The organism is Enterobacter sp. K510 (assembly GCF_055804875.1).
In genome coordinates this window covers 230,543-253,340 of the sequence record NZ_JBNRLQ010000005.1, presented here as the reverse complement: position 1 = coordinate 253,340, position 22,798 = coordinate 230,543, and the positions used below count along the sequence as shown (strand labels likewise).

Annotated in this window: 16 protein-coding genes; 6 read left to right on the top strand and 10 right to left on the bottom strand. The window is 56.1% G+C overall.

Features of this window, described 5'->3' with window-relative positions; genetic code table 11:
* Positions 1-13: 13 nt before the first annotated feature.
* Positions 14-808, top strand: coding sequence for an SDR family NAD(P)-dependent oxidoreductase (locus ACQUTD_RS10915; protein WP_318362612.1), 795 nt, complete (start codon positions 14-16; stop codon positions 806-808).
* Positions 809-854: 46 nt separating this feature from the next.
* On the opposite strand, the gene ACQUTD_RS10910 is transcribed toward ACQUTD_RS10915, so the two are convergent.
* Both ACQUTD_RS10910 and ACQUTD_RS10905 read right to left on the bottom strand, forming a co-directional pair.
* On the bottom strand, positions 855-2,753 hold the full coding sequence (locus ACQUTD_RS10910; protein ID WP_473275155.1) for a methyl-accepting chemotaxis protein: 1,899 nt from the start codon (positions 2,751-2,753) through the stop codon (positions 855-857).
* Between the two features lie 183 nt (positions 2,754-2,936).
* Positions 2,937-4,130, bottom strand: a complete 1,194-nt coding sequence (locus tag ACQUTD_RS10905; protein ID WP_473275157.1) for an aminoacetone oxidase family FAD-binding enzyme — start codon at positions 4,128-4,130, stop codon at positions 2,937-2,939.
* 229 nt (positions 4,131-4,359) lie between these two features.
* Here ACQUTD_RS10905 and pitA point away from each other — a divergent pair, with 229 nt between their 5' ends.
* The gene (gene pitA, locus ACQUTD_RS10900) at positions 4,360-5,856 is read left to right on the top strand and encodes an inorganic phosphate transporter PitA (protein ID WP_072571141.1); all 1,497 of its coding nucleotides are present in this window, start codon (positions 4,360-4,362) and stop codon (positions 5,854-5,856) included.
* 55 nt (positions 5,857-5,911) lie between these two features.
* On the opposite strand, the gene uspB is transcribed toward pitA, so the two are convergent.
* Positions 5,912-6,247 carry a universal stress protein UspB gene (gene uspB, locus ACQUTD_RS10895; protein ID WP_072571140.1) on the bottom strand — a complete coding sequence of 112 codons (336 nt, stop codon included), beginning with the start codon at positions 6,245-6,247 and terminating at the stop codon, positions 5,912-5,914.
* A gap of 399 nt (positions 6,248-6,646) precedes the next feature.
* Here uspB and uspA point away from each other — a divergent pair, with 399 nt between their 5' ends.
* Positions 6,647-7,084, top strand: coding sequence for a universal stress protein UspA (gene uspA, locus ACQUTD_RS10890; protein ID WP_072571139.1), 438 nt, complete (start codon positions 6,647-6,649; stop codon positions 7,082-7,084).
* Between the two features lie 3 nt (positions 7,085-7,087).
* Here the strand turns inward: uspA and rsmJ are convergent, their stop codons facing one another.
* Positions 7,088-7,873 (bottom strand): 16S rRNA (guanine(1516)-N(2))-methyltransferase RsmJ, encoded by a 786-nt coding sequence (gene rsmJ / locus ACQUTD_RS10885; protein WP_473275161.1) that lies wholly within the window; start codon positions 7,871-7,873, stop codon positions 7,088-7,090.
* Positions 7,874-7,880: 7 nt separating this feature from the next.
* A complete protein-coding gene (gene prlC / locus ACQUTD_RS10880) occupies positions 7,881-9,923 on the bottom strand; it encodes an oligopeptidase A (RefSeq protein ID WP_473275163.1) in 2,043 nt (680 codons plus the stop codon).
* Between the two features lie 175 nt (positions 9,924-10,098).
* On the opposite strand from prlC, the gene ACQUTD_RS10875 reads away from it, so the two are divergent.
* Both ACQUTD_RS10875 and gorA read left to right on the top strand, forming a co-directional pair.
* Positions 10,099-10,941, top strand: a complete 843-nt coding sequence (locus ACQUTD_RS10875) for a 23S rRNA (adenine(2030)-N(6))-methyltransferase RlmJ (protein ID WP_072571136.1) — start codon at positions 10,099-10,101, stop codon at positions 10,939-10,941.
* 73 nt (positions 10,942-11,014) lie between these two features.
* The gene (gene gorA / locus ACQUTD_RS10870; RefSeq protein WP_473275166.1) at positions 11,015-12,367 is read left to right on the top strand and encodes a glutathione-disulfide reductase; all 1,353 of its coding nucleotides are present in this window, start codon (positions 11,015-11,017) and stop codon (positions 12,365-12,367) included.
* 70 nt (positions 12,368-12,437) lie between these two features.
* On the opposite strand, the gene ACQUTD_RS10865 is transcribed toward gorA, so the two are convergent.
* The 3 genes from ACQUTD_RS10865 to ACQUTD_RS10855 form a co-directional block, all read right to left on the bottom strand.
* Positions 12,438-13,853: a surface lipoprotein assembly modifier gene (locus ACQUTD_RS10865; RefSeq protein ID WP_318362606.1), complete on the bottom strand. Its 1,416-nt coding sequence runs from the start codon at positions 13,851-13,853 to the stop codon at positions 12,438-12,440.
* Between the two features lie 53 nt (positions 13,854-13,906).
* The gene (locus tag ACQUTD_RS10860; RefSeq protein ID WP_318362605.1) at positions 13,907-14,674 is read right to left on the bottom strand and encodes a Slam-dependent surface lipoprotein; all 768 of its coding nucleotides are present in this window, start codon (positions 14,672-14,674) and stop codon (positions 13,907-13,909) included.
* Positions 14,675-14,871: 197 nt separating this feature from the next.
* Complete coding sequence (locus ACQUTD_RS10855; protein WP_318362604.1) at positions 14,872-15,990, bottom strand: mechanosensitive ion channel family protein; 1,119 nt, start codon at positions 15,988-15,990, stop codon at positions 14,872-14,874.
* Between the two features lie 208 nt (positions 15,991-16,198).
* On the opposite strand from ACQUTD_RS10855, the gene ACQUTD_RS10850 reads away from it, so the two are divergent.
* Positions 16,199-16,816 (top strand): response regulator, encoded by a 618-nt coding sequence (locus tag ACQUTD_RS10850; RefSeq protein WP_473275544.1) that lies wholly within the window; start codon positions 16,199-16,201, stop codon positions 16,814-16,816.
* Between the two features lie 6 nt (positions 16,817-16,822).
* Here ACQUTD_RS10850 and ACQUTD_RS10845 read toward each other — a convergent pair whose 3' ends face one another.
* Both ACQUTD_RS10845 and ACQUTD_RS10840 read right to left on the bottom strand, forming a co-directional pair.
* Positions 16,823-22,384, bottom strand: coding sequence for an ATP-binding protein (locus ACQUTD_RS10845; RefSeq protein WP_473275171.1), 5,562 nt, complete (start codon positions 22,382-22,384; stop codon positions 16,823-16,825).
* Positions 22,381-22,767, bottom strand: a complete 387-nt coding sequence (locus ACQUTD_RS10840; protein WP_318377214.1) for a response regulator — start codon at positions 22,765-22,767, stop codon at positions 22,381-22,383. The genes ACQUTD_RS10845 and ACQUTD_RS10840 overlap by 4 nt, the downstream gene beginning before the upstream one ends.
* Positions 22,768-22,798 lie beyond the last annotated feature (31 nt).

The window sequence follows — 22,798 nt, the reverse complement described above, 5'->3', positions numbered from 1 at the left end:
CCGGGAGCAGACCATGAAAATTGATTTAACGGGAAAACTCGCGCTGGTGACCGCCTCCACGGGCGGGATTGGCTTTGCTATCGCCCGCGGCCTGGCAGAGAGCGGTGCGGAAGTGATCGTGAATGGCCGCAGCGAAAGTTCGGTAAATCAGGGTATTCAGCATCTCCAGCAGGTGGTGCCGGGCGTGGCGGTGCGTGCGGCCATTGCCGATCTCAGTACGCCGGAAGGAGTGGAATCGGTGCTGCGGGCGGCTTCCGGCGTGGATATTCTGGTAAACAATGCCGGGATTTATGGCCCGCAGGATTTCTACTCCACCGATGACGACACCTGGGAAAACTACTGGCAGACCAACGTTATGTCCGGCGTTCGCCTCGCCCGTGCATTATTGCCTGGCATGGTGCAAAAACGCTGGGGTCGGGTGGTGTTTATCTCCTCTGAATCGGCGCTCAATATCCCGTCGGACATGATCCACTATGGCGTGACCAAAACCGCGCAGCTCTCGCTTGCCCGCGGGCTGGCAAAATTTGTCGCCGGTAGCGGCGTAACGGTCAACAGCGTGCTGCCGGGTCCGACCATGTCAGACGGCTTCGCCGCCATGATGAAAGACGAGATGGAGCGCACCGGTAAATCACTGGAAACACTGGCGACAGAGTTCGTGATGGCGAACCGCCCGAGTTCAGTGATCCAGCGCGCGGCCACGGTCGAAGAGGTCGCTAATATGGTGGTCTATGTCTGTTCGACCCAGGCGTCAGCGACATCAGGCGCTGCACTGCGCGTGGACGGCGGCGTGGTGGATGATATTGTTTGATATGCAGCCAGCGGTGCCCGACTGAGCACCGCTGGACATACAGGTCTTAAATTTTGAAGCTGGTAACAATTTTTTCCAGCTGAACGGTCTGCTCTTCCATGGACTGTGCCGCAGCGGCCACTTCCTGCACCAGCGCTGCGTTTTGCTGGGTGGTGCTGTCGAGCTGGTTAATCGCCATATTAATCTGATCGATACCCTTACTTTGCTCGTTGCTCGCCGAGCTGATCTCAGAGATTAAGGTGGTTACGCTCTCCACTTTTTCCACCAGGCCGTTCATGGTGACGCCGGCCTGCCTGACCAGACTTCCGCCCTGCTCGATATTCGCAACAGATTCTTCGATCAACTTTTTGATCTCCTGCGCTGAGGTAGCGCTGCGCTGTGCCAGGGAGCGCACTTCCCCCGCGACCACCGCGAAGCCGCGTCCGTTTTCACCGGCACGCGCCGCTTCAACCGCCGCGTTGAGCGCCAGGATATTGGTCTGGAACGAAATACCGTCAATGACGCTGATGATGTCGACAATCTTCACGGATGAGTCATTAATTCTGCTCATCGTGCTGACCACCTCGTTCACCACCGAGGCCCCTTCCCGCGCGGCGCCCGATACCTGGCTGGAGAGCTTGTTTGCTGCCTGCGCGTTATCGGCGTTCTGGCGTACCGTGCTGGTCAGCTCTTCCATCGAGGCTGCGGTTTCCACAATCGACGATGACTGATCTTCGGTACGGGCTGACAGATCGCGGTTGCCGCCAGCGATCTGGCGCGATGCCGAAGAGATCGCCTGCGCGCTTTGCCCTACCTGCTGCATTAATTCCTGCAAATAGGTAATAAAGGCATTGAAGTTCTGAATGATAGCGTTAAATTCCGGGCTTTTACTCTCGGTTAAGCGTTGGGTCAGGTCAGCGCCACCTCTGGACAGTGCCTGGATATTGTTATTTAACAGGCTGACGTTTCTGAATATGTTGCGCACAAAAATCATTAAGACGAGGATTAAGACGATCCCCAGCGTTAACTGAACAATAGTTAATTTGGTCAGAATAGAATTCGATGCCTGCTCCAGCTTACTGGCTGGCAGATCGACGGCCAGGAACCAGGGGCTGCCTTCAATGGGCAGCACAAATAACGCGTGCTCACCGTCCGATCCAGAATACTTTCCTTCATAAGACTTTTGTTGGCCGGTATTCAGCAGCGACAATAATGCCTGAGAAGATGGCAGATTAAGGTCACGTAAATTATTCAGCGCCTTGCCGCCTTCTGTGGAAGCGCCATTACCGACGATTTTTCCGTCCTGCTCAATAATCAGAACGTTACCCTCAACCGCTTTACTCATGTCTGCGGCCAGCTGATTGAAAAAGCCGAGCGTCACGTCAATGGTCGCCACGCCCCAGGGTTTACCGTCACGCCATATCGCCATGGCGCAGTTAGTCCGCGGCTGTGGGCTGGCAGCATCCTGATAAGCACGCGCCCAGGCACATTCGCCTTTGGCGGCGTTCAGGCCGTCTTTATACCAGGGCTGTTCCCAGTATTTGTCTGCTTCCGGCTGGTTCCACACGGTATTGACCTGCAGTACTCCACCGGCATCGCGGGCAAAGAAGGTGCTGAACTTCTCGCGCTCAGGATCGCGCAGACGGGGTAATGGCCAGATACCGCCGCCGAACACATTCTGATCGCCATACTGGTTTACCAGATTTGGCAGCAGTTGATCGATCTGCGCACTGTCGAGGGTGCCGACAAGTTCAGTGATGGTTTTTTGCTGCGCTTTCACGCGGTTCATTTGTTCTTTAATAGCGTTACTTTGCAGGGCAACGGTATGACGAACCAGTTCCGTTTCCGTGGCGACAATTTGCGGCGAGACAAAATGCTTAATCACGAAAAACGTAACCAGCACTAAAATAAAGAAAAATCCAACAAGAAGCAGGCTAAAACGACCCTGGGTGGTTTTCCATAGCATGATAAATATGACTCAGGTAGGGGAGGTATAGAATGGATAACGGCATAACGCTCAATAACTTTAATTTTATAAATTAGTTAGCAGTGAACGCTTATATAATTAATGGCTGCGGAAAAGCGGAGAAATAAAATAGCCCGATTCTTATCGGGCTATTTGCTAAAAATATTTTGAGTCTATCAAAATTTATTTATCGCTGAGTGCCTGCGCACACGCCCAGGCGCTGGCCCAGGCCCACTGGAAGTTATAGCCGCCCAGCCAGCCGGTGACATCCATCACCTCGCCAATAAAATACAGTCCAGGCACATTACGCGCTTCCATGGTGCGTGACGACAGCTCATGGGTATCCACGCCGCCGAGGGTCACTTCCGCCGTGCGGTAGCCTTCGGTACCGTTTGGCTGCACCCTCCACCGGGTCAGCGTTTCAATAAGCGCCTGCTGGTCGCGTGGGTTAAGCTGCTTCAGGGTCACATCCGGGATCTGTCCCAGCGACTGTAAGCACTCCACCAGTCGCTTCGGCAGGTGCATCGCCAGCGTGTTTTTCAGGCTCTGGTTCGGATGTGCCGCCCGCTGCTCATTGAGGACGCTTTCAGGATCGCATTCCGGCAGCAAATTAATGGTGACGAATTCACCCGGCTGCCAGTAGTTGGAAATTTGCAGGATCGCCGGGCCGGACAGACCGCGATGGGTGAAGAGCAGGTTTTCACGGAATACCGTGCCGTATTCCGCCTCGATCACTGCGGGCACCGACACGCCGGAAAGCGTTTGTAACTGCTCCAGTAATGGTTTATGCAACGTGAAAGGCACCAGGCCTGCCCGTGTCGGCAGCACTTTAAGGCCAAACTGTTCGGCAATTTTATAGCCGAAGGGCGTTGCGCCAAGGCCCGGCATGGAAAGGCCGCCGCTGGCGATCACCAGTTTGTCGGCGCTGACGGTATCGCCGTTCAGCGTCAGCGTATAACCGTCGTCATCGCGGGCCACCTCAAGCACCTCAGTGCGCAGTCGCATCACTACTTTTCCCGCTGTACATTCTGCCACCAGCATATCAACGATCTGCTGGGCGGAATCGTCGCAGAACAGCTGTCCGAGGGTCTTCTCATGCCACGCGATACCGTGTCTGCCGACCAGATCGATAAAATCCCACTGGGTATAACGTGCGAGGGCAGATTTACAAAAATGCGGGTTCTGGCTCAGATAAGCCGCAGGGTCGACATAAAGGTTAGTAAAGTTACAGCGGCCCCCGCCAGACATCAGGATCTTACGGCCCGGTTTTTTACCGTTATCGAGTAACAGGACGCGCTTACCTGCCTGTCCGGCCTGCGCGGCGCAAAACATTCCGGCCGCTCCGGCGCCAATTACGATGGCATCAAACCTTTCCACACGACGATCCTCTTGATTAATGAGCGGCGAATTGTAAATTTTCGCCGCTGGTCGCACCAGCAAAAATATGTCAATTCGATGACAGCTATTTGAAAAATAAAAGATAATTGTTTTTACGCTTTTACAACCTAAGGAAAATTATCAAAAAAAGTCTATATTTCACTTTCCCCGCACCGCGGTTGTCCACGATAATGCGCCGCGTTCATGACCTCAAAATGGCGTAACGTATATGCTACATTTATTTGCCGGCCTGGATTTACATACCGGGTTATTACTTCTTCTTGCTCTGGTCTTTGTCCTGTTTTACGAAGCCATCAATGGCTTCCATGACACGGCGAACGCGGTGGCAACGGTTATCTATACCCGTGCGATGCGTTCTCAACTCGCGGTCATTATGGCTGCGGTGTTCAACTTTTTCGGCGTTCTGCTGGGTGGACTGAGCGTGGCCTATGCGATTGTGCATATGCTGCCAACGGATCTTCTGCTCAACGTCAGCTCGGCGCATGGCCTCGCCATGGTGTTCTCAATGTTAACGGCGGCGATTATCTGGAACCTCGGCACCTGGTACCTGGGTCTGCCGGCCTCCAGCTCTCACACCCTGATTGGCGCGATTATCGGTATTGGTTTAACCAATGCGCTGATGACCGGCTCTTCTGTGGTGGACGCGCTTAACATTCCTAAAGTTATCAATATCTTCGGCTCGCTGATCATCTCGCCTATCGTTGGCCTGGTGTTCGCAGGCGGGCTGGTATTTTTGCTGCGTCGTTTCTGGAACGGCAGCAAAAAACGCGACCGCATTCATATGACTCCGGCAGAGCGTGAAAAGAAAGACGGCAAGAAAAAGCCGCCATTCTGGACGCGTATTGCCCTGATCCTGTCCGCTATCGGCGTGAGTTTTTCTCACGGCGCTAACGATGGTCAGAAAGGTATCGGCCTGATCATGCTGGTTCTGATCGGCGTAGCGCCAGCGGGCTTTGTGGTGAACATGAACGCCTCCGGTTATGACATCACCCGTACCCGTGACGCGGTAAATAACGTCGAGACCTACTTCCAGCAGCATCCTGCGCTGCTGCAAAAAGCCACCGGTGTGGACCCGCTGATCCCGACGCCGGAAGAAGTGGCGTCCAAACCGAACGAGTTCCATTGCCATCCGGGCCGCGCCATTAACGCGCTGGACCGCGCTAAAGCAATGCTGACCAATATCGAAAGCTACGACAAACTGCCGGTAGAACAGCGCGGCCAGCTGCGTCGCATTTTGCTGTGTATCTCTGATATTACCGACAAAGTGGCCAAACAGCCGGATGTCAGCGCTGAAGACCAGCGTCTGCTGAAGAAGCTGAAAGGCGATATGCTGAGCACCATCGAATACGCGCCGGTCTGGATCATCATGGCCGTTGCGCTGGCGCTGGGTCTGGGCACTATGGTGGGCTGGCGTCGTGTGGCGACCACCATCGGTGAGAAGATTGGTAAGAAAGGCATGACCTACGCACAGGGGATGTCGGCGCAGATGACCGCAGCGGTCTCCATTGGTCTGGCAAGCTATACCGGGATGCCAGTTTCCACCACGCACGTGCTCTCCTCTTCCGTGGCGGGTACGATGATTGTGGACGGCGGCGGCCTGCAAAGAAAAACCGTGACCAACATTTTAATGGCCTGGGTATTCACCTTACCGGCGTCGATTATTTTGTCCGGCGGACTGTACTGGATCGCGCTGAAACTGATTTAAGCGCGGGCAGGAAGCATACAAAGCGGGTCAGTTTACTGGCCCGCTTTTTTTATGCTCAGTGCCAGATCATGAGGGCGATCAGGCTAACCACCACCAGGCCACACAGCGCGCTGGTTAAAATAAAATGCTGACGAACCCGCTGGCAGCGGCGAATAAACTCATCATCATGATGGTCCAGATAACGTTGCTGGTAGATATACCACACCAGGCGCATCTGCTTACTGGGCTGTCCGTGCGAGGTAAAAAATCCTCCGCCATCCACATATTGATAGAGCAACGGATCGCAACCACGAAGTACCACTAACAATGCGCGTAATGATGAGAAGTAACGCGCCATATTCACCACACAAACGACACACAAAGCCCAAAACAGCGCGACGGTGCTGACCATACCCCCTCCCCGGCGATCCGCCCACGGAGAAATCCCCCGGGACTCTCGCTCCCCGATACTCAGCGAAAACAGTTCAGTGAAGAGTGTTACCAGAAACCGAGCGGGATCACATTTATTTATCCGGACGGTTCATTAAATAGTGTAGGAGATCCGTTAATTTTTTTACCACAAGGTTAATCGTAATCATGGTCTGCAAATCGATTATTTGTTGCAGTAAAGCGTGAGCCAGGCGGATTGACGGCAGAGATCGTGCGTTATAAGGTAGAAATATCTACTACAATTATACTCTTAAGGCCGGGCATTCCCCGCGCAAATAGTATGCAGGACGCGGGACACAGCACAACGCAGGATGAGCTGCTAACCCACTGGTCATCGACAACTTATGGAAGGAGTAACATTATGGCTTACACACATATCCTGATCGCAGTCGATCTCTCCCCGGAAAGCAAAGTTCTGGTCGAGAAAGCGGTATCCATGGCGCGCCCTTACAACGCGAAGGTTTCGCTGATCCATGTTGATGTTAACTACTCCGATCTTTATACCGGCCTTATCGATGTGAATCTTGGCGATATGCAGAAGCGCATCTCCGAAGAGACGCATCACGCGCTGACCGAGCTGTCCACCAACGCGGGCTATCCGATCACCGAAACCCTGAGCGGCAGCGGCGATTTAGGTCAGGTGCTGGTCGATGCGATTAAGAAATACGATATGGACCTGGTGGTCTGCGGCCATCACCAGGATTTCTGGAGCAAACTGATGTCCTCCGCGCGCCAGCTGATCAACACCGTTCACGTTGATATGCTGATCGTGCCGCTGCGCGACGAAGAAGACGAGTAAGGTTCAGATACCCTCTCTCCCTGCGGGAGAGAGGAATTTCTCCGGCGTTCCGGCGTAAATATCAAACCGGTGGCCCTTGGTGACCACCGCGTTTGGCGTGGCGACGCCCGCCAGCGGCGGCGCATAGTCCGGGCGCTTCACCACCACGCGTTTGGTCGCCAGCCGCCGCGCAGGTTCCAGCAGCCCGTCTGCATCCAGATCCGGCCCCACCAGCGACTGAAATACCCGCATCTCTTTTTTCACCAGCGCGCTTTTCTGCTTATGGGGAAACATCGGATCGAGATAGACCACCTGCGGGCGCGGCGTGATCTCATCAAGCCCGGTCAGGCTCGAAGCGTGGATCAGCTGTAAACGCTCCCGCAGCCAGGGGCCGATTTCCGCATCCGCATAGCCACGCGCCAGACCATCGTCCAGCAGCGCCGCCACCACCGGATTGCGTTCCAGCATGCGCACCCGACAGCCAATGGACGCCAGCACAAAGGCATCGCGGCCTAAGCCTGCGGTCGCATCCACCACGTCCGGCAGATAACCGCCCTTAACGCCGACTGCTTTCGCCACCGCTTCGCCACGTCCGCCGCCGAATTTGCGCCGGTGTGCCATCGCCCCTTCGACAAAATCGACAAAGATGCCGCCGAGCTTTGGCTCATCGCGTTTACGCAGCTCAAGATGCGTCGGGGTGAGCACCAGCGCCATCAGGTTATCCGCGTCATGCTCCAGCGCCCAGCGGGCCGCAAGAACAGATAAGGCACCGTCTCCGGTGCCTGATTCATCTGACAAACAAATTTTCACGCTGTTGTCAGCCTTCGATGCCGTAATGCGCCAGCATGGCGTCCAGCTGCGGCTCGCGGCCACGGAAGCGTTTGAACAGCTCCATTGGCTCTTCGGAACCGCCGCGCGTCAGGATGTTATCCAGGAACGACTGGCCGGTTTCGCGGTTGAAGATCCCCTCTTCTTCGAAGCGGGAATAGGCGTCCGCCGCCAGCACGTCGGCCCACAGGTAGCTGTAGTAACCTGCCGCATAGCCACCGGCAAAGATATGGCTGAAGGCATGCGGGAAACGGCCCCAGGTCGGCCCCGGGATCACGGCGACCTGTTTTTTAATTTCCGCCAGGGTTTCGAGGACTTTCGCCCCCTGCTCCGGGCTGAATTCTGCATGCAGGCGGAAGTCGAACAGGCCGAACTCCAGCTGGCGCAGGATAAAGAGCGCGGCCTGATAGTTCTTGGCGGCGAGCATTTTTTCCAGCAGCGCTTCCGGCAGCGGCTCGCCCGTTTCGTAGTGACCGGAGATAAACGCCAGCGCTTCCGGCTCCCAGCACCAGTTTTCCATAAACTGGCTTGGCAGCTCGACCGCATCCCACGGCACACCGCTGATACCCGAAACGCCTGCGGCTTCGATACGCGTCAGCATATGGTGCAGACCGTGTCCGAATTCGTGGAACAGGGTGGTCACTTCATCGTGGGTAAACAGCGCCGGTTTGCCGTTCACCGGGCGGTTAAAGTTACAGGTGAGATAGGCGACCGGTTTTTGCAGCGAGCCGTCCGCTTTACGCATCTGACCCACGCAATCGTCCATCCACGCCCCGCCGCGTTTGTTTTCACGGGCATACAGATCGAGGTAGAAGCTGCCGCGCAGTTCATTGCTCTCGTCATAAAGCTCGAAGAAACGCACGTCCGGGTGATAAACGTCAATGTCCTTACGCTCTCTGGCGGTGATGCCATAAATGCGTTTCACCACTTCAAACAGGCCGTTAACCGCTTTTTCTTCCGGGAAGTACGGGCGCAGCTGTTCGTCGCTGATGCTGTACAGATGCTGTTTCTGTTTTTCGCTGTAGTAGGCAATATCCCACGGCTGAAGGTCATCCACACCGCACTCTTCTTTGGCGAAGGTACGCAGCTGGGCGAGTTCACGTTCACCCTGCGGACGGGCGCGGCGTGCCAGATCGGTTAAGAAATCCAGCACCTGGGTCGGGCTTTGCGCCATTTTGGTGGCCAGCGATTTGTGCGCGTAGCTGTCGAAGCCCAGCAGTTGCGCCAGTTCGTGACGCAGGGCGAGGATCTCCGCCATTACCGGGCTGTTATCCCATTTACCGGCATTCGGCCCCTGATCGGAGGCGCGGGTGCTGTAGGCGCGGTACATATCTTCACGCAGCGCCTGATTGTCGCAGTAAGTCATTACCGGCAGATAGCTTGGAATATCCAGGGTTAACAGCCAGCCTTCCTGCTCTTTGGCTTCGGCCTGCGCTTTGGCGGCGGCCAGCGCGCTTTCGGGCATGCCGGACAGTTCAGCTTCGTTGGTGACGAGTTTCGACCAGCCCATGGTCGCATCCAGCACGTTGTTGCTGTACTGGTTGCCGAGTTCGGACAGGCGGGCGGCGATCTCGCCATAGCGTTTTTGTTTCTCTTTCGGCAGGCCAATGCCGGAGAGTTCAAAATCACGCAGCGCGTTATCGACGGCTTTTTTCTTCGCCACATCCAGTTCGTTATACGCGTCGCCATCGCGCAAATTGCGGTACGCCTGGTACAGCCCTTCGTGCTGACCGACCCAGGTACTGTATTCAGACAGCAGCGGCAGCGTCTGCTCGTAGGCTTCGCGCAGTTCCGGACTGTTTTTAACAGAATTCAGGTGGCTGACGGGAGAAAACAGACGGCCCAGACGGTCATCCACTTCCGCCAGCGGCTGGCAAAGGTTATCCCAGGTATAAGGCGCGCCCTGCGCCACCACGCGCTCTACCGCCTCGCGGCAGTCGTCCAGCGCTTTGGTGACGGCGGGTACGACGTGCTCAGGTTTGATGGCGGAAAACGGCGGCAGTTCGAAAGGCGTCAGTAATGGATTGGTCATAAGCGCTGTCCTGGTTAATAAATAAGTTAAGCGCCCGATCAGCGCTTTTTCCGATAAGGTCTGGTATGGGGTTTAGTGTAGTTAATTTCAATGCCGGACGTTGCGCTTTCGCGGTGGCGGCCACTTTTCGGTATACTGTCGGCATACTTCTTTTCAGGTCATTGGAACGCGCTACATGCTCAGTTATCGTCACAGCTTTCACGCCGGCAATCATGCCGACGTCCTTAAACATACCGTTCAAAGCCTGATCATTGAATCGCTGAAAGAAAAAGAGAAGCCTTTTCTCTATCTGGACACCCATGCTGGCGCGGGTCGTTATCAGCTCGCCAGCGAACACGCTGAGCGCACCGGGGAATACCTCGAAGGTATCGCCCGTATCTGGCAGCAGGACGATCTGCCGGAAGAGCTGACGCCCTACATCACCGTGCTGAACCATTTTAACCGTAGCGGCACGCTGCGTTATTACCCCGGCTCCCCGCTGATTGCCCGCCAGCTGCTGCGCGAGCAGGACACGCTGCAATTAACCGAGCTGCACCCAAGCGACTACCCGCTGCTGCGTTCGGAATTTCAGAAAGATGCCCGTGCTACCGTGGCGCGTGGCGACGGCTATCAACAGCTGAAATCGAAACTGCCGCCGCCGTCCCGCCGTGGCCTGATCCTCATCGATCCGCCGTACGAAATAAAAACCGATTATCAGGCGGTGGTGCAGGGCATCAGCGAAGGCTACAAACGTTTTGCGACCGGCACTTACGCCCTGTGGTATCCGGTGGTGATGCGCGCGCAAATCAAACGTATGTTGAAAGAGCTGGAAGCCACCGGCATTCGCCGCATTCTGCAAATCGAGCTGGCGGTGCGCCCGGACAGCGATCAGCGCGGCATGACCGCCTCCGGCATGATTGTGATTAACCCGCCGTGGAAGCTGGAGCAACAGATGCAAAACGTGCTGCCATGGCTGCACAGCAAACTGGTGCCAGCCGGTACGGGGCATACGCTGGTGAACTGGGTGGTGCCGGAGTAATCGCAACCATCGGTGGAACCTTTTAAGCCGCGCGTTACACTGCGCTCAAATGCGACTCTATTAAGGAACGGTCATGACTAAGCATTATGATTATCTCGCCATTGGCGGCGGCAGCGGCGGCATCGCCTCGATCAACAGAGCGGCCATGTACGGCCAGAAATGTGCGCTGATTGAAGCCAAAGCGCTGGGCGGCACCTGCGTTAACGTCGGTTGCGTGCCGAAAAAAGTGATGTGGCATGCGGCGCAGATCCGCGAGGCAATCGAGCTTTATGGCCCTGACTACGGCTTTGATACCACCATCAATCACTTCGACTGGAACAAACTGGTCGCCAGCCGTACTGCCTATATCGATCGCATCCACAACTCCTATGACAACGTGCTGGGTAAAAATCATGTTGACGTGATCCGCGGCTTTGCGCGTTTCGTTGACGCCCATACCGTGGAAGTGAACGGCGAAACCATCACTGCTGACCATATTCTGATCGCCACCGGCGGCCGTCCGAGCCATCCGGATATTCCGGGCGCAGAATACGGGATCGACTCCGATGGCTTCTTCGAATTACCGGCCATGCCGCAGCGCGTGGCAGTGGTGGGCGCAGGGTACATCGCGGTTGAACTGGCTGGCGTCATCAACGGCCTTGGCGCGCAGACGCATCTGTTCGTGCGTAAACACACGCCGCTGCGCAGTTTTGATCCCATGCTGAGCGAAACCCTGGTGGAAGCGATGGCGGCCGACGGCCCGACGCTTCACACCCACGCGGTGCCGAAGTCGGTGGTGAAAAATGCCGATGGCAGCCTGCTGCTGACGCTGGAAGATGGCCGCAGTGAAACCGTCGATTGCCTGATCTGGGCGATTGGCCGCGAACCGGCTAATGACAATTTCAACCTGGCGGTAACGGGCGTGAAAACCGACGAAAAAGGCTATATTGTCGTGGATAAGTTCCAGAATACCACTGTACCGGGGATTTATGCCGTGGGCGATAACACCGGTGCCGTTGAACTGACGCCGGTGGCCGTGGCCGCGGGTCGTCGCCTGTCCGAGCGCCTGTTTAACAACAAGCCGGACGAGCATCTGGATTACAACAATATCCCGACCGTGGTGTTCAGCCATCCGCCAATCGGCACCGTGGGCCTCACCGAACCGCAGGCGCGCGAGCAGTACGGCGACGAGGCGGTGAAAGTGTATAAATCGTCCTTTACGGCGATGTATACCGCGGTAACGTCCCACCGTCAGCCATGCCGTATGAAGCTGGTCTGTGTGGGCGAGGAGGAGAAAATCGTCGGCATTCACGGCATTGGCTTCGGCATGGACGAGATTTTACAGGGCTTCGCCGTGGCGCTGAAAATGGGCGCAACCAAGAAAGATTTCGACAATACCGTGGCGATCCACCCGACCGCCGCCGAAGAATTTGTCACCATGCGTTAATGTCCTTCCTGCTATTTCAGCAATAAAAAAACTGGCGAATTATCGCCAGTTTTTTTTCGCCATTACGCCGCTAAAAGTTTTTATCCAGCGACAGCGTGATATTGCGCTGATGGTAGTCGTAGAAATTAATATTACTGTCGACGCGTTTATAGCTGAAATTCAGCTTCGGCATCACGCCAAATACATAGAGATCCCGGTGCCAGAGCGACAAATTATAATACTGCTCATTGTCTTTGCGGCGGGTAGAGAATATTTCACTGTCGGCCTGGTAATGACGTTTTGCGAAGGCCGTGGAGGCGGAAAACGAAATCTGCCAGGGTAAGTCCACCTGTACCCCGCCCCGCACGCCCGTCCGCTGATTGGTTTCGCTTTTTGCCGCGGTTTGCTGATCCTGAATATCGACGCCCGCATAGGCTGACACCAGATTACTGAAAGCATGAGACAGCGTGGTGGAAGAATAACGGCTATAGCCGCGCAAAAAGCCGTATTCGTCGGCATCGTAATGGAGTTTTTGATATTCCAGCGCCTGACTTATCTGCCATGCGGGTGAAAGCAGGTAGCTGTATTCCGCCCGCACGCCGGGGCCGGAAGAATAGGCTTCCGTGCCGTACCATCTTTTTTCATAAAAAGGCAGCAGGGCGAACTGCTGGCGATAATCCCGCCACTGATAACCGGCATAAAGGCGGCTGGTAATATCATCGAAATCATGATTATTCCAGTAGCTTTTGCCGTTCACTGTGCCCATAAAGCGCAGGCCATGCTGGTTATACAAAGAGACATCTTTTTGCAGTGCGCCGTTAAACCAGAAGCCCTCTCCCCGCTGCGGGAAACTGTCTTTATTGCGTAAAAAGAGCCGATCGCCGATGCGAATGGTTTTACTTGTCGAGGCATTATTCACATTGCTGTCGTTAAGATAGCTGACGCTGAGCCTGCCGGTCAGATCGCTGCCCTGCTGAATACGCTCAATATAAACGCCAATGATCGCCTGGATATTTTCCGGCGGATTGCTTTGCAGCACGCGGCGAAACTGGTATTCCGCCGTATCGTACTGGTGGTTTTCAAACATGGCGCGGGCCATGTCGAGCCGCACCGCATCAAGTTCAGGGTGTTCACTCAGAATGGCGCGGTAGTGCGCGATAGCCTGATCGTAATCGCCCTTGCTGCGGGCCAGCCCCGCCTTTGCAAAGCGGATCAGCGTGGGATCGGCGCTGGCTGACGCTTCATACACCGGCAGAATGGCTTCCACCATCGGCCATTTGCCCTCGCGCACGGCCTGATCGAGCAGCGCCGTCGCCAGCTCAGGCTGTTCAGCAAGTTGCGCATTGTTAACAGAGATAAAGGTTCCGGCGGCGGAGGCGCTTTTATCCTGCTGTGTCAGACGATCAAAATGGGGTGCAGCGGGAATGACGTCAGTATCCGGCGGTGCGGCTAAGGCGGCGCCGAGCGGAAACAACAGGCTTATTGCGCCTGTACGCAGGACATTCATAGGGATTTATACCATCACGAAAAACCGGCCAGCCAGGCTGGCCGGGAGGCGAGTTACTGACGCGTTGCGCCAAAAGCTACGTTTTTGCTGGTGTCGGCGAAGCTGGCAAGACCGCCCAGCTCCTGCGCGGCAGGGCCATTGAAATGGCCGGTGAAGGTACCGTCCTGACCGCCTGACTGCGCCTTACCGGTGAAGCCGCCGTCCGCAATGGTGCCCTGCATCGCCACAGCGCTGCCGAAGGCGTCGCCTGCGGCAATGTTGCCGTTGATGGTTTTCGCGGCAAAGTCGACGTTGAAAGTGGCATCGCTGCGAATGTCTTCACGCATGCCGTTGCCGACATAGGTCGCTGTACCCTGCGTGGGCACGTTGGCGGCCAGCGTCGGCTCGCCCGTGTAGAACACGTCATGCTTGCCCGTTTTAAAGTCAGTCCAGGTGCCAAAGGTGGTGTAGCTCATACGGCCGCAGCACCAGGAGGTGGCGGAATGACGGGTGCCGTCAGTACTGGTCAGCGACTGAGTAAAGACATAGGCCGGTTCGATACCGGTACCGCGCATGGTATAGGAAAGGCCCTGCGGCGTGGTGTAGGTATAGCCTGACAGGGTGCCCCCGGTCGCCAGGCTTGTCGGCGCGCTGGCAGGCGGTTGCGGCGTGGTGCCGGTATTGTTATTGCCAGCGTTATTGCCAGAACCATTGTCTGTCTGCACCGGCGGCGTCGTGGTCGGCGGCGTTTTATCGCCACTACCGCCACCGCCACCACCACCGCCGCCACAGGCGGTTAAAATACACACCGAAAGTAATAAGGCAGGCTTTAACGTGGTCATAAAATGAACATCCTTGGTTGTGAAATATGTTGCATTATTTCTGCAAAAAATTTTTACATGAATTTACCGTAAAAAATCACGTACGAACTTAATGAATGTTCATATAACAGGATTATGAGAATTATCTTAGTAAGAAAATACGAATTTCATCGCTGGCAGACCCGCTAATTTACGCGGGCCTACCAATATTGGTGGGATTAATTACTTTGCTGCGGTACCGTCATTGGCATATTAACGGTCGATTGCGCGCCATTATCCGGCGTCCTGACCACCATATTCGGCAGCGCCAGTTCAATATCATTTGCGATTAATCCTTCCAGAATACGGATATTAATCTCCTGCTGAATATCCATATACTTGTTGTAGTCGGCGGTATTAACAATATGCACCACTTCAAAATTCAGGCGATCCTGGGTAAATGCCAGAAAATGCGCACGGTCAAACTTGGTTTCGCCCACATCCTCAATAATGTCCTGGACCATTTTGCCGATGATACGCAGCTTTTCGGGCGGCGTTGAACTGGCCACCCCAAAGTTGAACACAATACGGCGGGTCTGCATTCGCTTGTAGTTGTGGATGGTCTGCTGCAACAGGATGGCGTTAGCGCAGACGATCTGCTCGCCGCTGAGGCTACGAATACGGGTGGTTTTTAAGCCAATATGCTCAATGGTACCGGCAACGTCGTTGAAAACAATGAAATCGCCGATCTCAAAGGGCTTGTCGAAGCCGATGGACAGTGACGCAAAAACATCGCTGAGCACCGTCTGTACCGCCAGCGCAATGGCAATACCGCCCACCCCAAGACTGGCCACCAGCGCGGTGATATCGACGCCCGCATTGGCGAGGATCGACAGCAACATCATCGACCAGACCAGCACCCGTAATATCATGCCCAGAATAACCATGGTGACCGGGTTACGGTTTGATCCCGGCGCATGGAGTAAACGATGCATCCAGGACTGCACGCCCTGATCGAGCCAGATTGCTACCTGCAACGCAAGGACCAGAAACCAGGCGTGGGAAATGGTGGAAAATAAGCGATCCGGCAGCGCGGTAAAACGCAGGCTGAACAGGAACGACGCGAACAGGATTAATAACCGGTTGGTCTTTCTCAGCATATCAAAAAGGATATACCGCAGATTACCGCCATCAGTATGTTTGTTATTCCAGTTCTCGATTGTCTTATAAGCAAATGAAATTAATCGCCTGATTAAGTAATAAGTGATCAGGGTAACGACAACGACAATCGCCACATTGATCCAGAAGGTGGTCGATAACAGTATATTGACAATATTTAATCGGGACAGATATTCCATTTTACCTCCAGTCAGTATATCGCGGTCTAAGTATAGACAGCCTGTCAGTCTGCGGGAGCAGCAATATCAATGTGTTGCATTGTATTAAATTACAGCTGTCGGGGTGCTGAACCGGTTAACAGGGCAGGTTTTGATAGAAACAATCGGCTAAACAGGTATATTAACATTTTGTTAGCAAAATCCGGCAAAGCCTATGACGACTCCTTCTCTGGAACGCACCGTTTATGTGGTTGATGATGAACAAGCGGTCATCTCATCGTTAAGCAATCTTCTCAGCGCGGAAGGTTATACCGTTTCAGCCTTTACCTCACCGCAGGCGTTTTTGTCCCATCCGCACTACCCTGCCCCCTGCTGCCTGATTGTCGATTTGAATATGCCTGATATGAACGGGCTTGAGGTGACGCGCAATCTGCGCGAGCTGGGCTACGCCATTCCGGCTATTTTCCTGACCGGTTACGGCACCATCCCGGTTACCGTACAGGCCATGAAAGCAGGCGCTTACGAGTTTCTGACCAAGCCCGTGTTGCCCGATCCGCTGCTGCTGGCGGTGGCGGATGCGCTGGCCTTTTCTGAAGCGGAGATGGCCGTCGCAGAAGAACGACGTGAACTGATGGCGCGCGCCCGCACCCTGACGCAGCGCGAAAACGAAGTGATGCAACTGGTGGTGACGGGATTACTCAACAAACAAATTGCGGCGCAGATGGGCATCAGCGAAATCACCGCCAAAGTCCATAAACGCCGCGTGATGGAAAAGATGAAGGTGCGCACCCTTTCCGATCTGGTCAAAGCCACCGAAAAACTTAACCCCGATAATAAACACAGCTGAGGGTGATCAAACGCTCTCTTCCGGCTGCACAGGCAGCGTGAAAGAGAAAATGCTGCCGCCGCTCTCCCGGCTGGCGGCTTTCAGCTTGCCGCCGTGCCGCTTGATGATCTCGGCGCTGATGGTCAGCCCCATCCCCATACCTTCGGCTTTGGTGGTAAAGAACGAATCAAAAATCTTTTCGATAAGCGCCTCCGTCAGGCCGCTGCCGTTATCCGCGACGTCAAACTGAATGGTCGCAGGATCCGGCTGGGAAGACGACAGCCGCAGGCTGCGCACGCCCATGTTGTCCGCCATCGCATCCATCGCATTGATCACCAGATTGAGCAACACCTGCTGGATCTGCACGCTGACGCAGAAAATGCGGTCATTGGTCGCCCGGAAATCCAGCTCCAGCGAGATGAAACGCCGCTCCATCTCCAGCCGTGACAGGGAGTGAATATTACGCGCCAGGCCATGCAGCCGGGCCTGGGCAAATTCCGCTTCCTGGTTGCGGGTCAGCGCCTGTAAGCCGCGAATAATATCCCCGGCGCGGTTTCCTTCGCTGATCACCTCATTAATACTTTTGCACGCATTATCCAGATGCTGTGGATCGCGCTTCAGCCAGCGCAGTGCCGCGCCCGCATTGGCGACGATGGACATCAGCGGCTGGTTGATCTCATGGGCGATAGAAGCCGTCAGTTGCCCTACCGTGGTGGCCCGCGCCACGCGCGCCAGATCGGCCTGAGCTATGCGCACCGCGTCTTCAGAGTTACGCTGAGCGGTAATGTCAGTGATGGTGCCGAAATACTCTTTCACTTCCGGCCAGTTTTCTACCGGCTCGCCGATGCCCTTGATGTAGCGGCACACGCCGTCCGGCCTGATAATACGAAACTCTGCCTGCATCGGCTGACCATTGCGCACGCTCATGGTCACCAGATCGTTGATAACGCTGAAATCATCCGGGTGTACGCGTGTCATAAAATCGGCCATCGACAAACTGCCCTGATGATCCGGCAGGCCGACGATACGCGTGTACTCCTCCGACAGCAGCATGATGTCCTGCTCAAGGTGCCAGTGCCAGGTACCGGTATGACTGATTTTTTCCCCTAACATCAGCGACTTCTGACTGGCGCGCAGCTGTTTTTCCACCTTGCGGCGCTGGATGTTTTCATCCAGCAGTTCAGCGTACAGTCGCGCCGTTTCCAGCGATACCGCCGCCTGCGCGCCCAGCATAGAGACGATCCGCGAATGCTCGGCGGTGAATACATCCGGCAGCAGACGGTTTTCCAGATACAGCACGCCAACCATTTGCGCCTGTTTAAACATCGGTACGCACATCACCGCCGCACCTGAGGCCACCAGATAATGGTCCTGACTGAACGGGCTGAAGGTTTCCGGTTTGCCGGTGCGGATCTCCTGCCCGGTGCGGATCACCGCCGCCAGTACGGAGAGCGGCAAATCGGTGGCCAGCGGCGTTTCTTTCACAATGCTCACTTTGATGCCTTCGGCGGTAGTGGTCGCCCGCGCCTGGATCTCGGGAATATTGCCGTCGATCAGACGGATCAGCAGACAGTGCTGCGCCCCGGCCCGTTCCACCAGCATCATCATCAGTGTGTTGATCAGGCGGTTAAGATTGATCTCCTCCGTCAGGGCGCGGATCGCGGTCACCATACTCTGGAGGTCGCTTATCTCGGCGTTCTGCTCGAAAGCGAGCGTATCCAGCGCCGTCTGCGTGCCCTGGGTGGTGAGATGGGGATAGCGGCTCTCCAGCTGACGTACTTTAGCGCCCGCGCCCCAGCGTTCCCACGCGCTGATTGCGCCTTTTATGTAGGCTTCCGCGGCAAAGCGCATGCCGGTGGTGGTGGCAAGGCGGGCGGCCAGTTCACAGGCCAGCGCCTGAATGTGATGGAACTGTCCGTCGCGCGCCAGCGCCAGCGCGGACTCATATTTTTCGGCCGCGCCGGTCGCGTCGCCTTTCAGCCGCAGCAGCTCCGCCTGCAACAGCGCCGCTTTATCGGAGAAGGTTTTCGTATTCTCCACGCACCAGGTGGTGATTTTGTCCAGATGTCGGTTAAATCTTTCCAGCACGTCATCCGTCACCGCTGTCGGCGACAGGGGCACCGACAGAGTTAAAGCGCTGTAGAGATGGAAATCGAGCATATGGGTATGCCCGGGGATCAGCCCAGTCAGAGCGGCAATCTCAGCAAAGCAGCGGCTCGCGCAATCATATTCACCGGCTAAGAAGTGCGCTTTGCCTTTATACAACCCGGACCAGAACTGCATCAGGAAGATGGGCTCCACGGCGCTACCCGACTGCACAACGTGCAGCTCCGGCGGCGTGAAGCGATGACCGGAAAATCCTTCGCTGCAAGGCTGACGCAGGAACTGAACGTAATCACGCTGCATCAGCAGGATCACTTCGACGTCGCGATATTGCGCCTTGCGCACGTAGCTCAGGCCGCGCTCGATAGAGGTCAGCACGCCGTCCAGGTGATCGCCGCGCGCCAGATAGTTCATCACCACATGGCGCAACGCGAGGCAGGCGGTGGTGCGATCGCCAACTTCCACCGCCACGTCGAAGGTCGCTTTTGCCTGCTCAATGGCGTAAGTCACCGGCATCGTCCAGATGCTCACCTGGTCAAGCGGCAGCAGCGTGCGCGCTTTATAGCTGGCAAAATCGTGTTTATACACCAGCTGACGGGCCAGCAGCGTGCTGGCAAATCCCCGGCTGTACTCATCGTAATGATCGCCACACAGCACGCCATACCAGGAGAGCGCGAAGGTCGAGGCGCCGCTGATACCGCGGGCCAGCGTCAGATGCAGCAGTTTGCAGAGGATCATGAACTGCAAACGCGGGCTGATAAAGGCCGCATAGGTGCTGGCGCTGGCCATTAAATTCATTACCGCTTCGGTTTCGCGGCAGGTCACTTTTGTCAGGTTTCTGAAACGGCTGTAGGGGTTTTTGCCCACATCCGCTTTCAGGGCCTGACGCGCCGTATCGCACTCCTGTTTGTCAGGATGGAGGTTCAACTTGATGCCGAACACCGCCAGCCAGGCGATTGCCGTTTCCAGCGCCAGCTGGCTGTCTGACTGACGCATATGGATCTCCGCCATCAGACAGGCGGCGATGGCTTTATCCGCCAGATCGCCCGGCGCGCCGAGCAGCGTGGCGCATAGTTCACGGGCCGCACAGAGGTTACCGTTGAGGAATTCGCATTCGGCTTCCTCCAGCATAAACATGGCGCGGGTGTCGCCGCTGACCAGCGCATTCAGATGGTGGGCGGTGTGCAGAAAACGCAGCGCCGAGGCGTAATCGCCGGTGACTTTGGCGCGTTTCACCGCTTTCAGGATCAGCGCCGCGAAGGCGTCGGCGTCAGGGCGCAGCAGGGCATAATTCTTGATCGCCCCGATGTGATGCACCGCCCTGAACAGCGGCTCACTGGAGATGGCATTGCCCGCCATTTCTGCCAGCGCGCTGGCCGCGAAGAGGTGCAGGCTGTCTTTCTCATCCGTCGGGATCAGCCCGGCTGCCGCTTCCAGCACGCTGGTGTGCATAAAGGCGTATTTTTTATCGGTCAGGGAAATGAATCGCGCCGTGGCGGCGGGCGTCAGACGGGCGACCAGTTCGGCGACCGACAGGTTAAGGATGTGCGCGGCCAGCATGGTGTCGCCTGCCCCGCCGATACAGGCGAGCCGTCCCAGCAACTGCCGGGCCTGCGACGGTAAGTTTTCCAGTCTGGCGACGATGCCCGAGGCGACATTATCGGAATAATGGAATGCCATGATCGCATGGCGATCCCAGGTCCACTTCATCGGTTTCTGCCAGCTGATTAGCCCGTCCTTCACCGCCTGACGGAACAGTTCATGGGTGAACTGCGGGTTGCCGCCGGTTTTCTCATGCAGGAGCGCCGCCAGCTCGGTGGTTTCGGCGGTTCTGGCATGGAACTGCCCCGCCAGCAGACGGGCAATATTTTTGACCGACAGCGGCTCCGGCGTGATGTCGATAATGCGCGAGGCCGCCGCGCGAATGCGCGCCAGATTGGCGCTGGCAATCGGACAGGGCATCGAGGCTTCGTCCCGGTGCGACAGCACCAGTAGCAGCGGAATATCATCGCTAAGGCTTAACAGATTCTGTAAAACCTGGAAGGTCGCCTGATCCGCCCAGTGCACGTCGTCGATCAGCATGACCAGCGGTCTGCCCGGCGTCGCAAAGGCTTTCACCAGGTTGCAGGCCATGCAGTTGAATTTGTCCCGCTCATCCAGCGAGTGCACATCGGTAAGCAAGGCCGCCTTTTGCCCGAGCAATACGCCGAGCTCAGGAATAATGCTGATCGCCAGACCCGCGTAATCGCCCAGCAGTCGCTGAATATGCGTTTTCCAGCGCTGCATCTCCATGGCGGGCAGGCCAAGCAGATGCAGCGCGATGGTTCTGAATGCGGCGGTGAAAATGGCGTAGGGTAAAACCGGGGAGTGCTGATCTGCCTTCACGACGGTGAGCAGCGTCTGTTTCTGTTGCAGGATCTTCAGTGCTGAAGCCATCAGCGAGGACTTACCCGATCCCGGCGGCCCGGCGATCACCACCAGCGCGTGTTTGCCGCTGCTGTGCACTTCGTCATAAGCGGAAAGAATATCCGCCGCCTGCGGATGTTCAGAGCAGAGCGCATCCGACGTCAGCCCGCTGCGGCGCGTATCCTGCTGCCCCAGCGAGAACGAACTGAGCAGCCCGTCCGGCATCAGGTTCGACTGGCAGCGATAGAGATCCGCCAGCAGTCCTTCCGCCGTCTGATAACGGGTGTCCGGAGACTTGGCTAACAAACGCATAATGATGGCCGACAGCACCACGGGCACGTCCTTGCGCAACCGGTGCGGCGGCAGGGGTTCGGAGGCGATGTGATGATGCACCCACTCCGCCTGGCCGCCGTCGAGATTGCCGTAGGGTAAACGCCCGGTCAGCAGTTCATAAAGTACGATGCCGAGGCTGTATAAGTCACTCAGGCTGCTCACCGGATCGGCGGTGCGTGAGGTATGCTCCGGCGACATATAGGCCAGGGTGCCGCCTGTCACCGGCAGCCGGGACTGCTGCGCCTGGGCGTCGGTAGTCAGACCAAAACCGCCGAGCAGATAACGCTCCTCATCCATAATGAAGAAATTGGCGGGTTTGATGTCGCCGTGCACCAGACCACTTTGATGCATCTGGCTGAGGGTGGACGTCAGCAGGATCGCCTGCCGGAGGAAATCAACCAGCGAACCGGTGGGCAGACAGAGGGTGTCGGAAAGGGTGCGCCAGCTGAACGCCGGATACATCAGCGCGTAACGTCCCTGAAACTGGGTATAGCCGAGCGGTTTCAGCGCCCAGCGTTCAGACAGGGTGTCACGCAGGGCGTATTCATTTTTCAGGCGGCGGGTGATCTGATACCCCGCTTCCTCGCAGGCGGGCATCGCCAGCGTAAAGGCCTCGCCCGTTGCGTTATCGCGACACACCAGCCATTCAACGTTCCCTTCCAGAGCGAGCGGAGTAAGGGTCATTTCATCTGACACCAGGAAACTGTCGATTTCGGCCGCCTGGTAAAGCAGAAGCATACTGCTCATTCGCCCCCCTCATGGTGAGAAAACGTCTGATGAATATGTTCAAAAAGTGTATCAATGTTGATCGGCTTGGGTAAAAACGCAATCGCCCCGAGGGTCATCGCGCACCACATCATATTGTCATCGCCGTTACCGGAGATAATAATGCCCGGCGGTTTTTCCAGCCGTTCGCCCAGCGCTTTGAAGAGTTCAAAGCCGGACATGCCTTTAAGTTCAACATCAATAATAAACAACGCCGCATCCCGGATGGCGGCGTCATCATTTAACAGCGCTTCTGCCGACTCAAATACCTGCGTACTGTAGCCATCAGACTCAAGTAAATTACTCAGCCCCGTGCGAACGGAACGTTCATCATCAACGACTACAATGCACTTCGACAGCTTCATGCTGATTTCCTTAGACAGGCTCACAACAGGT